The organism is Listeria cornellensis FSL F6-0969 (assembly GCF_000525855.1).
Classification (GTDB): Bacteria; Bacillota; Bacilli; order Lactobacillales; family Listeriaceae; genus Listeria_A; species Listeria_A cornellensis.
The window spans coordinates 142,068-155,772 of sequence record NZ_AODE01000019.1 but is presented as its reverse complement, the minus strand read 5'-3'; the positions used below and the strand labels follow the sequence as shown (position 1 = coordinate 155,772).

General features: G+C 42.4%; 10 protein-coding genes and 5 pseudogenes. 13 read left to right on the top strand and 2 right to left on the bottom strand.

What is annotated here, in order from left to right:
* Positions 1 to 136 precede the first annotated feature (136 nt).
* From PCORN_RS08660 to PCORN_RS08630, 7 genes and pseudogenes are all read left to right on the top strand, one after another.
* Positions 137 to 579: pseudogene (locus PCORN_RS08660) on the top strand (MarR family winged helix-turn-helix transcriptional regulator).
* Positions 579 to 2,053 (top strand): annotated as a pseudogene (mdrM, locus tag PCORN_RS08655) (multidrug efflux MFS transporter MdrM). Before PCORN_RS08660 ends, mdrM begins: the two co-directional pseudogenes overlap by 1 nt.
* Positions 2,054 to 2,194: 141 nt before the next feature.
* Positions 2,195 to 3,682, top strand: coding sequence for a glycosyl hydrolase family 28-related protein (locus tag PCORN_RS08650; RefSeq protein ID WP_036079422.1), 1,488 nt, complete (start codon positions 2,195 to 2,197; stop codon positions 3,680 to 3,682).
* 309 nt (positions 3,683 to 3,991) lie between these two features.
* Positions 3,992 to 4,805, top strand: a pseudogene (locus tag PCORN_RS08645) (phosphotransferase).
* Positions 4,796 to 5,437, top strand: a complete 642-nt coding sequence (gene trmB / locus PCORN_RS08640) for a tRNA (guanosine(46)-N7)-methyltransferase TrmB (protein WP_036079416.1) — start codon at positions 4,796 to 4,798, stop codon at positions 5,435 to 5,437. Before PCORN_RS08645 ends, trmB begins: the two are co-directional and overlap by 10 nt.
* 68 nt (positions 5,438 to 5,505) lie before the next feature.
* A pseudogene (locus PCORN_RS08635) lies at positions 5,506 to 6,346 on the top strand (YtnP family quorum-quenching lactonase).
* Positions 6,347 to 6,466: 120 nt separating this feature from the next.
* Positions 6,467 to 6,700, top strand: a complete 234-nt coding sequence (locus PCORN_RS08630; protein ID WP_036079414.1) for a metal-sensitive transcriptional regulator — start codon at positions 6,467 to 6,469, stop codon at positions 6,698 to 6,700.
* Between the two features lie 43 nt (positions 6,701 to 6,743).
* On the opposite strand, the pseudogene PCORN_RS08625 reads toward PCORN_RS08630, so the two are convergent.
* Positions 6,744 to 7,056 (bottom strand): annotated as a pseudogene (locus tag PCORN_RS08625) (hypothetical protein).
* Between the two features lie 187 nt (positions 7,057 to 7,243).
* Here PCORN_RS08625 and PCORN_RS08620 point away from each other — a divergent pair.
* Entirely contained in the window at positions 7,244 to 8,317 is a 1,074-nt protein-coding gene (locus PCORN_RS08620; RefSeq protein WP_036079412.1) for a M42 family metallopeptidase, read from the top strand.
* On the top strand, positions 8,304 to 8,531 hold the full coding sequence (locus PCORN_RS08615) for a hypothetical protein (protein WP_149024293.1): 228 nt from the start codon (positions 8,304 to 8,306) through the stop codon (positions 8,529 to 8,531). The genes PCORN_RS08620 and PCORN_RS08615 overlap by 14 nt, the downstream gene beginning before the upstream one ends.
* Positions 8,532 to 8,554: 23 nt before the next feature.
* Here the strand turns inward: PCORN_RS08615 and PCORN_RS08610 are convergent, their stop codons facing one another.
* Positions 8,555 to 8,998, bottom strand: a complete 444-nt coding sequence (locus PCORN_RS08610; RefSeq protein ID WP_036079409.1) for a YtoQ family protein — start codon at positions 8,996 to 8,998, stop codon at positions 8,555 to 8,557.
* A gap of 134 nt (positions 8,999 to 9,132) precedes the next feature.
* Here PCORN_RS08610 and PCORN_RS08605 point away from each other — a divergent pair, with 134 nt between their 5' ends.
* The 4 genes from PCORN_RS08605 (at position 9,133) to PCORN_RS08590 (ending at position 13,422) form a co-directional block, all read left to right on the top strand.
* Positions 9,133 to 9,444 carry a thioredoxin family protein gene (locus tag PCORN_RS08605; protein WP_036079403.1) on the top strand — a complete coding sequence of 104 codons (312 nt, stop codon included), beginning with the start codon at positions 9,133 to 9,135 and terminating at the stop codon, positions 9,442 to 9,444.
* A 21-nt stretch (positions 9,445 to 9,465) separates the two neighbouring features.
* Positions 9,466 to 10,263 carry a DUF1444 domain-containing protein gene (locus PCORN_RS08600; protein ID WP_036079401.1) on the top strand — a complete coding sequence of 266 codons (798 nt, stop codon included), beginning with the start codon at positions 9,466 to 9,468 and terminating at the stop codon, positions 10,261 to 10,263.
* A 5-nt stretch (positions 10,264 to 10,268) separates the two neighbouring features.
* The gene (ytpR, locus tag PCORN_RS08595) at positions 10,269 to 10,880 is read left to right on the top strand and encodes a YtpR family tRNA-binding protein (protein WP_036079399.1); all 612 of its coding nucleotides are present in this window, start codon (positions 10,269 to 10,271) and stop codon (positions 10,878 to 10,880) included.
* A 463-nt stretch (positions 10,881 to 11,343) separates the two neighbouring features.
* Positions 11,344 to 13,422 (top strand): DNA translocase FtsK, encoded by a 2,079-nt coding sequence (locus tag PCORN_RS08590; RefSeq protein ID WP_420912024.1) that lies wholly within the window; start codon positions 11,344 to 11,346, stop codon positions 13,420 to 13,422.
* Positions 13,423 to 13,705: the final 283 nt, after the last annotated feature.

Sequence of the window (13,705 nt, the reverse complement as noted above, 5' to 3'; positions counted from 1 at the left end):
CGTTGCTATACGGTTATTGTGCCCGCTTTCATGAAAAAAGCTACTTGACATCATGTGGAATCGGCGTATAATAAGCGTTGTTAATAGTTCGCGTGCGAATCTTTCGCTTGTGAACATTAAAGGAGGAGAACGGAATTTGAATGAGAAATTAATACGTGAGGTAGTTCTCTCTTTTCGAACGATGCAGCGTAAAATACATCATTACTTACAAGAAGAGGCAACAAAACGTGACATTACAACCGTACAATTATTTTCATTAGGTACGTTGAAAAGGGAGCCGCATTTGACGTTAGGTGAACTGGCAGAACGTGTGCGCGTGAATAAGAGCACGATGAGTGGGATTGTTGATCGGTTGGTGAAGGCGAATTACTTAACGCGGGGACGCGATGAAGGCAATCGTCGGGCGCTGAATTTACAACTAACCCCAGAAGGCCTCGCAAAAGTGGATGAAACGTACGATGTTTTTTTTTTGACCGTTTAGAGGCGGTGTTAGAAATAGACTCGGAAGAACTGAGGGCTATGCTCGCAACACATGACAAAATGATTGCGTTACTAGAACGAAAAGGAGAAGCGGAATAATGAATATGAAAGCAGCGAGTGATGGAATTAAAACAAATGGTATCTTAATCGTGATGCTGATGGGGGCATTTGTCACAATCTTGAACCAAACGTTGATGAATGTGGCACTCCCAAGTATTATGACAGATTTCAATATTACGGCGAGTCAAGGACAATGGCTAACGACAGGGTTTATGCTTGTCAATGGTGTGATGATTCCGATGACGGCCTTCTTAATTGAACGATTTACGACGAGACAACTATACTTATTTGCGATGGTTACCTTTGCAATTGGTACAACGATTTCTGGTTTTGCAGGGGATTATACCGTACTTATTATTGGGCGGATGGTGCAAGCGATTGGTGCGGGTATCGTGATGCCACTTTTAACCGTGGTTGTACTAAATCTTTTCCCAATGGAGCGACGCGGTAGAGCAATGGGACTGATTGGCCTTGCGATGAACTTTGCACCAGCGATTGGGCCGACGTTATCTGGTTGGATTGTGCAGGAATATGATTGGCGAAATCTTTTTTACATTATTATCCCATTCGCAATTCTCGATGTTGTCGTGGCCTTTTTCTTACTGAAAAATGTCGGGAAACGTACTTTTCCAAAATTGGATTTTTTCGGGGTTATTTTATCGACTATCGGGTTTGGTAGTCTATTACTAGGCTTCAGTAACGCGGGGGATCATGATTTCCTATCTGCGAAAGTGCTTGGATTCGTGTTAGTAGGATTTGTTGTATTGGCTGTATTCATTTGGTACCAAGGTCGCGCGAAAGCACCGTTACTAAATTTCAACGTATTTAAGCACAGAACATTTACTTTGACAACAACCATTAGTTTCTTTGTTATGATGGGATTATACGGCGGTATGCTTTTATTCCCAATCTTCTTGCAAAGTGTACGACATTTCACACCGCTAGAATCAGGCTCGTGCTTTTACCAGGGGCTGTGATGACCGCGGCACTTTCACCAATAACTGGGGTTATGTTTGACCGCTTCGGCGCGAAATATTTGTCATTAATTGGCCTTATTATCATGGCTGTGACGACATTTATGTTTACAAATCTCGATGAAAGCACGACTTTAACGTATATCGTCATCGTGCAAACCATTCGGGCAAGCGGAATGGCGATGGTGATGATGCCGCTTCAAACGGCAGCGCTCAACTCATTACCACTTTCGATGGCGGCGCACGGCTCGGCGATGTTTAACACTGTCCGGCAAATCGCAGGCTCGCTAGGAACGGCACTACTCATAACCACCATGTCAAAAAGTGCGAAAAGCTTTGGTGAGAATTTAACTGCAGCGGATGTTGCGGGGAAAACAAAAGAACAAATTGCGAACCATGTGTTGATTCATGGTATTGAGACAGCTTTCCTTGTATCCTCTATTCTTTCGGTTATCGCTGTCATTTTGGCAATATTTATCAAAAAGAAAAAACAATCATTGGCTCCGATTGTAAGTAAAACGGAAGTCATCGAACATTAATCAAACATGCTGTACTTAGCTCCTAACTAAGTGCAGCCTTTTTTTTTATTGCTATTTATTTGACAATTCTTCTAAATCCTGTATAATTTTAAAAAAACGAACAAGAACATTCGTTCGTTTTCGAGGAGGGGAATGGTGTTTATGAGTAGTGTACGTATTGATGTAAAGGATTTTGGGGCGTTAGGGGATGGACAAACGGATGATACAGAAGCGTTAAGGAGTGCTATAAATGCGGCGCTTTCTGGCGGGGTAAGCGTAAAGCAAGTATATTTTCCACCGGGTATTTATAAAGTAACAGGGACGTTGCCTTTTCCAAGTGGGCTAACGATATTTGGGATTCAGGAAGCGAGTGTGCTATCGGTGAAATTGGCCGAGGATCAGTGGTTATTTGATAATTTAGGTGCAGAGACAAAAGGGTGGGAAATAGAGGGCTTAACTTTTAACGCAAATCCAGCGTCTAATACCCCGCATTTTGGACTTTTGAAATGTGATAATAATGTTTCTGCGTGTACGGTTCAAAATATTCGCGTGATGAATTTTCAACGTGTTTTGAATATTGGATTGAAGATGTATAGCATGCTTAGTATTGACAAGCTTTCCATATACAATAAAAACAGCACGAATATGGGGGATAGTGCGTTGGAAATACTAGGTAATGCTGTGATGATGACGAATATTGAAATTATTGGGAAATATAGTTCTGGTCTAGCGCTGACGAACGCTAATGTGTTTCAATTAGAGGGGTTTAATATTGCGGGAGGCCCTAATGCGTTAATGGGAAATTCGATTCGTGTAACGGATTGCTCCGTGGGGACTATTTCGAATGGTTGGATTGAAGAATTAGATGAGACTGGCTTGGAGAACGGCTATGCTCATGCGATTGATTTGACAAATAGCGAGTCAATAGCTGTGCGCAATTTGAATATTGCGACGGGATCTATTTTTGTAGATGGTGGAGCTGCCACGATTGAAAGTATTGCTTTTGGTCAGAATGCAAATGGGATTCGTTATCTTAATGGAGCTATGTTATCACTCAATATGGCAGCGTTAGGATTACAAAATATCCATGCCGATGCAAGCCTTGCTGACGGGGAGGTCATCGTCTATGATGCTAAACAAACACACAAGAACTTGTTAGCTAATCCATCGCTTATGAGTGGGCAGACGCTACCTATCAAATCGTCCAATGCTAGCTTGTCAGCGCTCACCTCTGAATTGACAGATTACATTTCTGGAAATCAGGCAATTAAAGTAACAACAAAAGCTAATTATCATGGCGTGACAATCGTGTTGCCAACAATCCGGACGGGCTTCAGCCATACGATTCGACTAAAAGTAAAGCCATTGACTAATATCGCTTATATTAATTTTGCTGCGTCTGGTGATGTTGCAACAACGACAGAAATGCCGGCGCAATTACGTAATAGTGAGGCGGTAGGGTGGCATGAAATTTCATACACATTCAAAACAATCGACCCGGCAGCAAAACAACCACCAACTACGCCAGTCACGCCGCAAATAAAAGTGCAAGGCGTATTAAAAGACGGAACGGTTTTAAATGCCGCTTTTCTTATCGATGCGGTTGCGATTTTTCCGGAATACAGTAACGATGACCCGTCTTTTGTTTAAGAGAAATTAAACTATGTTTTCACGGTGGAAGAGGGTTGCTGCTTTTTGTGTTGGGAGCAGCCCTATGGATACGAACGTATGTTGACTTGACGGGAAGCGCGAAGAGAAGTAAAATTTAAAGGGTAGCTATTAAGGGATTGTGATAGCTCTTTTTTTATCCATCTTTCTAAAGTACATAAGTATTGCGCTGGAATTTTATTATATCTCGAAATTTTTGGCGTATCAACAGGGGTTGTGTAAGAGCTAGATTCGTCGTTAATAATAATGAAATAATAGAAAGACAACGACGTAAGTGAAGGTGAATGTAGAATGGAAGATAATTTGTTTGGGCAAGATTGGGAAATAGAGCCAGCGGGCGGAGAAACTGGAAAGGCCTTCGTTGCGATTCATGAAGACGAAAAATTCTTTTTAAAAAAGAATTCCTCGCCTTTTTTAGCTGCGCTTTCTGTTGAAAATATTGTACCGAAATTAATTTGGACGCGGCGGGTTGAAAATGGAGACGTCATTACGGCGCAGAAATGGATTAATAATGGGCAGACATTAACGGCAAAAGAGATGCGAGAACCGCGTGTGGCAAGGTTGTTAGGAAAAATTCACCAATCAGAGGCGTTGCGGGATATGTTGCAGCGCATTGAAAAAAAAGGACTATTCCTGCTTTTATATGTTAGAAAAGGTGACAGATGGTATTCATAACTTGAATCAAGTGGATACGAAAGTTTCAGAGGCGTATCGATATTTAATAGAGAATGTGGATGAACTGGAAGAGGGACGTCATGTTGTCTGTCATGGCGATGTGAACCATAATAATTGGTTGCTCTCGGAAGGGGATGAACTTTATCTGGTCGATTGGGATGGCGCGATGCTTGCTGATCCTGCGAGTGATCTTGGTGTTTTATTGTATCAGTATATTCCTTATTCGGAGTGGGACGGATGGCTCGGCGAATATGGTCAGGAGCTAACGCAAGCTTTTTATACACGGGTGAAATGGTTTTCTATTTGTCAGGTTCTAATGGCGATGAATTGGCAGTTTGAGCATAATCGAAAGCCAGAACTTGCCCGTTTGGAAATACTTTTGAAAAAAATAATGGAAGATAATGAGGTGTACGAAACGTTATGCGAGTAAAACATAAACCGTGGGCGCGGGAGAAAATTCTGGCTCACCCAGAAGTGTGTGTGGCAAATCCTGAGGAGTTAAAAGGGAAATGGCACCAACTGTTTGGAAACGAGAATCCGATTCATATTGAAATCGGGACTGGAAAAGGTCAGTTTGTGACAGGGATGGCACAGGCGAATCCGGATATTAATTATATTGGTATTGAAGTCGTAGAAAGTGTGCTGATTACGGCATTAGACAAGGCTTTGGCGGCGGGAATTCCGAATGTACGTTTGTTGTCTGTGGATGGTGCGGATTTATTGGAGTATTTTGAAGTTGATGAAGTCGCGCGGGTTTATTTGAATTTTTCTGATCCGTGGCCGAAGAAAAGGCATGCGAAACGTCGATTGACGCATTCGAGCTTTTTGGATATTTATAAGGCGTTGTTGCCAGCGGAAGGCGAGATTCATTTTAAAACGGATAATCGCAGCTTGTTTGAATATTCGCTTGTGGCGTTTTCGGAGTATGGTGTTTTGCTAACTTACTTGTCGCTTGATCTTCATAACAGTGAATTTGAAGGTAATATTATGACGGAGTATGAAGAGAAGTTTTCGGCACAAGGTTTTCCGATTTATCGCTTAGAGGCGACGTTTAAATCATAGTGAAAGGCTAGAGTTTCCAGTAATTGTGGTTACTCTGGCCTTTTTTAGTTTAAAGGAGGGCGAAAAAGATGGATACTTTGCGGGTAGGGGAGATAACGATTCATTGGTTGCGCGGTGGTGTGACTCATTTCGATGGCGGCGCGATGTTTGGCGTTGTTCCGAAGGCGTTATGGAGCAAAAAATATGAAGCGAACGAAAAAAAATCAAATTCGGTGCGTGACGGATCCGATGTATTTTGAATATCAGGGCAAGCATTATCTCATTGACGCGGGAATTGGCGTTGGTCGGTTGACGGAGAAGCAAAAACGTAATTTCGGCATCGTGGAAGAATCGTTTATTTTGGAAGATTTAGCAATGCTTGGTGTTGAGCCGGAAGACATTGATTGTATCCTGATGACACACCTGCATTTTGATCATATCGTTGGCTTGACGGATACGAGTGGAAAAAGTATTTTCAAGAACGCGACGATTTATACAACGGAAACGGAATGGCAAGAAATTCGCCAACCCAATATTCGTTCCAAAGCGACATACTGGCCTGAAAATTGGCAGGGAATTGCGAGTCAAATTCAGACCTATTCGCAACATTTGGAATTAAATGATGCGATTTCGTTGGAGAAAACGGGCGGACATAGTAATGGACACGCGGTTATTCGGATAGATAATCAAGGTGAATCAGCTATCCATATGGCGGATATTTTTCCAACGCATGCCCATCAAAATGTTCTATGGGTGACGGCATACGATGACTATCCAATGGACTCTATTTTTGCGAAAGAACGGATTCGGAATGAATTGGATGGAACGGGAAAATGGTTGCTATTTTATCATGATGCTTTCTATCGTGCTTTGCAGTTTGATGTGGATGGAAATGTGATGGATAAAGTAAGAGTGGAAAGAGGAATTTAGCATACCCCTATAGAGTATGGTGGGAAGTAACCTGTGTAGGGGGTTACGAAAATTGCTGTTTATGAGTTGTTTTTCGGTACATGTCTAAAAATATTATTTTAATTGTTAGGGGGTATATCGATGTCAGAGGTTAGGAAATCCATTTCCAATCGGTTCGCTAAAATCGAAGGGCATGTTAGATCCATCAAGAAAATGACAGATGAAGAGCGTTCTTTTGAGGACATTATGTTGCAAGTTGCTGCGGTGAAAAAAGCATTACAAAGTGCCGAAAAAGTTATTTTCAGCGAACAGATGAAAGATATGGTTGAAAGAGGAGCGTACGATCAAAAACGCGTGGATAGTTTTATCAAATAAAAAAACTGCAGGCGCGCAATCGGCCTGCAGTTTCGTATTTCTATCAAGTTAAGTAAACGTCGATAACCGTCCCGGTCGTCGCGTCTGCGATAAATTCGAATTGTTTCTTCTCGCCATCGCGAATGGCTGTGATGCCTCCGTGATACACGAACGTATCCATCGCGAATTTTTTTGTAGTGTTGTTTTTTCAATTGAATCCATGAGCCTTCGATTGGCCCCTCTTTTTTGAATGCTTCTTTGACATTTTCAAGAATTACATCGCCTGAAATGGTCTTTGGTTCTAGTAGGTAATAGTTGATAAGATGACCCGCGGCTGCTCCTGCTGCGACACCTGTCATAAATACTTTCCAGTTCATTGTTTGCCTCCCTAAATCTTACTTGTCTTCTCTTTTATAGCTTTACTGTGTCTTATTATACCCTCTAAACTAAAAATATAAAAGCCTTTACATCGGAGCGTGCTGATTTGGCTAACCGAATTCTTAGACGTAACGTTTCTGAAAGTGGTATAATGCTAGAGATATCACCGAAAAGGACTGATTATAAGTGGAAAAAGAAACGTTGGAGTTATTTAAAACATTAACGGAGTTGCCGGGCACTTCTGGAAATGAGCAGTTTGTGAGAGATTTTGTAAGAAAAGAAATTACGCCTGTCTCAGATGAGGTGATTCAAGATGGTTTAGGCGGTATTTTTGGTGTGCGTCACGGCGTGGAAGATGGGCCGAAAATCCTTGTTGCTGGGCATTTGGATGAGGTTGGTTTCATGGTGACGCGGATTACGGATAACGGGATGATTGCTTTTCAAACGCTTGGTGGCTGGAATCCGCAAGTCTTGCAAGCGCAACGTGTGCAATTGATCACGCTGAATGGACCAGTTATTGGTGTAGTGGCGTCTGTTCCACCGCATTTACTGACAGAAGCAGAACGGAGCAAACCGACTGATCCGAAAAATCTTTTGATTGATATTGGGGCGGATGATCGCGAGGATGCGATTGCGATTGGCGTGAAACCTGGACAACAAATCGTTCCAATTGCAGAATTCACCCCACTTGCTAATCCGAAAAAAATCATGGCCAAAGCGTGGGATAATCGTTATGGTGTGGGTCTTGCAATCGAGCTTTTAAAAGCGGTGAAGGATGATAAGTTGCCGAATACATTGTTTGCAGGTGCGAATGTACAAGAGGAAGTTGGGCTTCGTGGTGCGGGTGTGAGTGCGCATATGATTCAGCCGGATATTTTCTTTGCGCTTGATGCGAGTCCAGCGAACGATATGACAGGTGATAAGACGCAGTTCGGTCAAATTGGGCAAGGTTTCTTAATGCGGATTTTTGATCGGACGATGATTATGCATCGCGGTATGCGTGAATTTTTGCTAGATACAGCGGAGTCTAACAAGATCCCGTATCAATATTTCATTTCGCCAGGTGGAACGGATGCAGGGAAAGTGCACACGTCTAACAGCGGGATTCCTAGTGCGGTTATTGGTGTTCCGGCGCGTTACATCCACTCCTCTAACTCGATTCTGCACGTGGATGATTACGCGGCGGCAAAAGAAATGATTACAACGATTGTTCGTGCCCTTGATAAAACAACATGGGAAACGATTCGTGACAATGCTTAAAAAAATATGGCGGCATCCTGTTATCTTGACGGGGAGTGTCATGTTCCTCTCTGCGCTTATTTTCTTGATAGGGCATTTCTTTCGTATTCCTTATTTAAGAGAGACAGAGCTTGGCTGGATTCTGACGACGCTTATCGGTGGCGTGCTCGTTTTAGGATTCGGTTTTATGTGGTATTGGAAAGATCAAGTGAATGCGAAAAAGCGCCTCCGTTGAATGGGGCGCTTTTTCATGGGGGATTACGCAAAAATGTAATCAATAACTTGCGCGGCTTGTTCGATCGTATCCACGGTGACATTCGCTTTCTCAGATAGCTCTTTTAACGGATGGTGTAGTGATTCTGGTCGGATAATAATCGTTGGTTTTCCGAGCGTGATAGCTGTGGCGGCATCTGTGGCGGTGTTCCATTGCTTGAATTTCTCGCCGAATAATGCAATCACTAAATCTGCTTTTTTCAAATGTAGTTCGGTGCGTAAATTATTGATTTTTGAAGCTTGTAAGTCTTTGTAAATGGCATTTGGTTGCTCGCCTAGCACGTGTTCGCCAATAGCGTCAGATAGATCGTGATTTTCTTGCGGTCCGGAAAAATGGAAGTGGATTCCTGGTTTTTCCTTCAGGCTAGCTCGCAACTGGTCCCGCCAATCCGAATGAATTTCGCCTGCTAAATAAATATGATAGTCCATCAAAAAACGCCTCCTTCCTTGCTATGATAGAAGAAAATGCGTCCGATAGCAACTTTTGTGAGCGTAATTCTTTACTAATTTTCGTGGGGGCTTTAGGATTAGGTAAGTAGGGATAAGAAGGAGTCGAGTGAACGATGAAACATTTAGAAACAGTTGAAGAATTTAATGTGTTAAAAAATAATGGTAAAACGATTTTTATGTTTAGTGCGGATTGGTGTGGGGATTGTAAGTTTATCGAGCCAATTATGCCTGAAATTGAGGCGGAACATGATGATTTTACCTTTTCTCATGTGGATCGTGACCAGTTTATCGGCCTGTGTGCTGATTTGGCAATTTTCGGTATTCCGAGCTTTTTGGCGTTTGAAGATGGCGAGGAAATTGGCCGATTTGTCAGTAAGGATCGCAAAACAAAAGAAGAAATTACGGATTTTATTGACGCGTTATAAGGAAGAGGGGAGGGCGCTACGATGAAAATGACAACGATGAAGATGAAGGAAAGGCTTGAAAAAGAGCTTGCTGGTGCGAATCGGACATTTCGTTATGATCGGGAGAAGGACATGCTGAAAGTGACGGAAGCGGGCAATTCAATTACGCTGTCTATCCCACAAATTATTGCGAACTGGGAGGAACAGGCGGATGTAGCGGTTGAAAAAATCGTATATTATGTCGAGGAAGGCCTAAAAGCGTCGCAACACAAAATGGATATTCAGGTAAGTTTACCGAACGTTTATCCGGTTATCCGAGCAACGTCTTTCCCTCGGGAAACGAAAGATGGTAAGGCGCTTTTGACGGAGAAACACACAGCGGAAACAGCTATTTTTTACGTGGTGGATGTTGGCGCTTCGTATCGTTTTATCGAGGAAGAGAGTTTGGAAAACACGGATGTAACGATAGACGATGTCAGGCTTGCGGCGTTTGCGAATCTGCGTACGCGAGAAACGACGATGAAAAGAGATTCTGTGAGTGGCAATGATTATTATTTCGTGCGAACAAATGATGGTTATGATGCAAGTCGGATTTTGAATGAGCCATTTTTAGAAGAAATGCGTGCGCGTATCGAGGGTGAAATGGTGCTTGCCGTGCCGCATCAGGACGTTTTAATTATCGCGGACATTAGAAATAATACAGGCTATGATGTCTTGGCGCACATGACGATGCAGTTTTTTGCGGACGGCCTTGCACCAATTACCTCTTTACCTCTCGTATATAATGATGGTAAACTAGAACCGATCTTTATTATGGCTAAAAACAGACCAAAGGAGTAGTTAACGTGATTGTAAATGCATTTTATAACGAAAAAGGAGTAGGGGACACGCTGTTAGTCCACCTCAATGATGTAGAAAAAACAGATTTTGAATCAAAAGGGAATGTAACGCGTATTTTTGACGTCGAAACTGGCGAAACGGTTGCGATTAATATTTTCGACGTATCGAAAAAGCGCGCGTTTGATGCGAATGGTAAGGTTTCGTTGACGCTTGAAGATGTGGCGTTTATCAACAAAGAATTAGCGGATAATGGTTTTGACTTCGTGATCGAAGCGGATCTTTCGCCTAAATTCGTCGTTGGTTATGTTGCGTCGAAGGAAAAGCATCCAAATGCGGACAAATTAAATGTATGTCAAGTCGATTTGGGAGATAAAACAGTGCAAATCGTATGCGGTGCGCCAAACGTCGATGCGGGACAAAAAGTAGTCGTTGCAAAAATTGGTGCGGTGATGCCAAGCGGCTTGATTATTAAACCATCTAACCTTCGTGGGGAAGACTCATTTGGGATGATTTGTGCGGCACGTGAGTTAGCGATACCGAATGCGCCGGAAGAAAAAGGAATTATGGTGTTGGATGCTAATTACGAAATTGGCGTAGAATTCCCGGTTTCCTTCTAGTATAAATAGGACAGCTTTTTTAACGAAAAGCTGTTTTATTTTCGTGATTAATCGTATACAATAAACCTATAAAATGTTCTTTATTCCGAGGCGGGACGTGACATAAGTTTAAGTTATGCACGAGAAAATGCTTATGCACAGCCACTTTTCACATTTTTTTTAATTAGGTAGCATCTTCACCGCACATTCATGATAGCTTTATCTAAATTTCTCTGTTAGAATCAGTTTAAGAAACGGTTAAAAAATATAATAGGTAGTGATGATAGTATGGGATGGTTTAAAGAATTTTTCTTCGCTGATCGAGATGCGGAATATGAAGAAGTAGAAGTGGCTAAGCCAAAAAAAAGAGGCAGAAACAGCGCCCCCAGTTCAATTAGCAGCCGTAAATGAAATCAAGAAAACGATAAATATACCACGTGGGAATACGCAATCGACGAAACAAAAGCGTGAAGTCCATGCCAAAGTGGTTTATCAATATCCAAAAGGCGAGTTCCGCTTTCCGCTCATTCCTGATGGACAAAAACAAGCGGAAACAAAACCAGCACTACATAAAACACCGATACCGCGCCAAAAACCGAGAGCTCATTCGAAAAATGCAGAGGCGCCAAAGTTCGAGAAGAAACGACCATTCAGACCAACAGATGTCCCTTCTCCAGTTTTTGCTTTCCAAAAAAGACCGAGTCGTTTTGAGTTTAATGTCACAAAAGAACCAGAATCGAGTGACGTAATTGAGGAGCTAGTAGCGGTTGTGGAACCGATGCAGGAAGAAGTTGAATCTGAGTTTGTAGCAGCTTTGGAGGTTGAATCAGAACCAGTTGTTTTAGAAGAAATAGAGGAAATTTCGCCAGTTGTAGAGGAAGAGGAAATTATGCAACAAGAAGAAATTCCTGCTACGCCACAACGCATTGAGCTCATTCACGAAGCGCCGAAACCGGAAAAGATAGAGCAACCAGAACCTAGTACGCCACCTAAAACGAGGATTCCATTTAATGTGATGATGGTGAATCAAGACAAACAACATGTCGAGCAGAAGAGAGCGATTGTTGAAGAGCCGATCATAGCGACAGGGGAAGAACCAGAAATAGCCCCGGTTTTCCCTACAGAGCAACATCTGAGAGAAGACGCAAGTGGCTATTATTTCCCATCTCTTAACTTACTAAAGCCACCCGTCTTTGAAAATGAGGATGCCGAATGGCTAGCATTCCAAGAAGAGCTTTTAAATGAGACACTAGAGAATTTCAATGTATCTGCCAAAGTCGTTAACGTCACACAAGGTCCGGCGGTAACGCGATTTGAGGTGCAACCAGAAAAAGGCGTGAAGGTAAGCAAAATCACGAATTTGACGGATGATATCAAGTTAAGTCTAGCTGCAAAAGATATTCGAATCGAGGCGCCAATTCCTGGGAAGAGCACGATTGGCATTGAGATTCCGAATGAAACGAGCCGTCCCGTGATGCTTTCGGAAATTATGAATAGTCAGGCGTTCCAAACGAGTAAGTCTCCGTTAACAGCGGCGCTTGGACTCGATATTTCTGGCATGCCCATCGTGACGGATTTGCAAACGATGCCCCATGGATTAATCGCTGGAGCAACGGGTTCTGGTAAGAGTGTGTGCATCAACTCGTTACTCATCAGCCTGCTCTATAAAGCCACGCCGGACGAGCTAAAACTATTACTCATCGATCCCAAAATGGTCGAACTTGCTCCTTACAATCGTATTCCACATCTTGTTAGCCCGGTTATTACAGATGCTAAAGCAGCAACGGCGGCACTCAAATGGGCGGTGGAAGAGATGGAGCGCAGATATCAGTTATTTTCGCATGCAGGTGTTCGGAATATGGAGAAATTTAACGAATATTCTTCCCATCCGGAACATTCTGGTGAAAAATTACCGTATATCTTAATTATTATCGATGAATTAGCAGATTTGATGATGGTTGCCCCAAACGATGTAGAAGAAGCTATCAGTCGTATTGCGCAAAAAGCTAGAGCTTGCGGTATTCATATGATTGTCGCGACGCAAAGGCCTTCTGTAGACGTTATTACAGGGCTTATTAAGGCAAACATCCCGACGCGCGTCTCTTTCTCTGTCTCTTCCCAAATTGACTCTAGAACGATTATCGATACTGGTGGAGCTGAGAAACTACTCGGAAAAGGGGACATGCTCTTCTTACCAAGTGGATCATCCAAGCCGGTTCGTTTACAAGGAACATATGTTGGCGACCAAGAAATTGATGCCGTCATCGCTCATGTGCGAAATCAGGCAGAGCCGAACTATCTGTTTAAACAAGAAGAGCTTTTAGAGCGTGAAATAGCAAAAGAGGCGGAGGACGATTTGTTCGATGAAGCGTGCGATTTTGTACTGGCGCAAAACGGTGCATCCACATCGCTTTTGCAACGTCATTTCCGAATTGGCTACAATCGTGCAGCTAGATTGATGGAGGCGCTAGAAAAACATAGTATTGTTTCAGAAACGAACGGATCAAAACCACGTGACGTTATTATCACCCGAGAGCAATTAGAAAAAGTACGTGATAATTAATACATCAGTAGTTCTATTAGCGTATAAAAATCTACTTTACTGCGCATAAAAGGGCAAAAACATAAGTCCTTGGATATAAATTTTCTACAAGGATTTCTTAATGCGCGAGAAAGTGCTATAATTAATTAGTGAGATTTTTCGGTCACAGCGTAGATGAACATCAAACACACGTTTAAACTGTAGTACAAGAAGATGTCTAGAAATAATAAAAATAATGACAATGCTTTTTTAGTTGGGCAACACACTATTTTTTAGGCTACCTCTTCAAAGATTAAAATTCTGG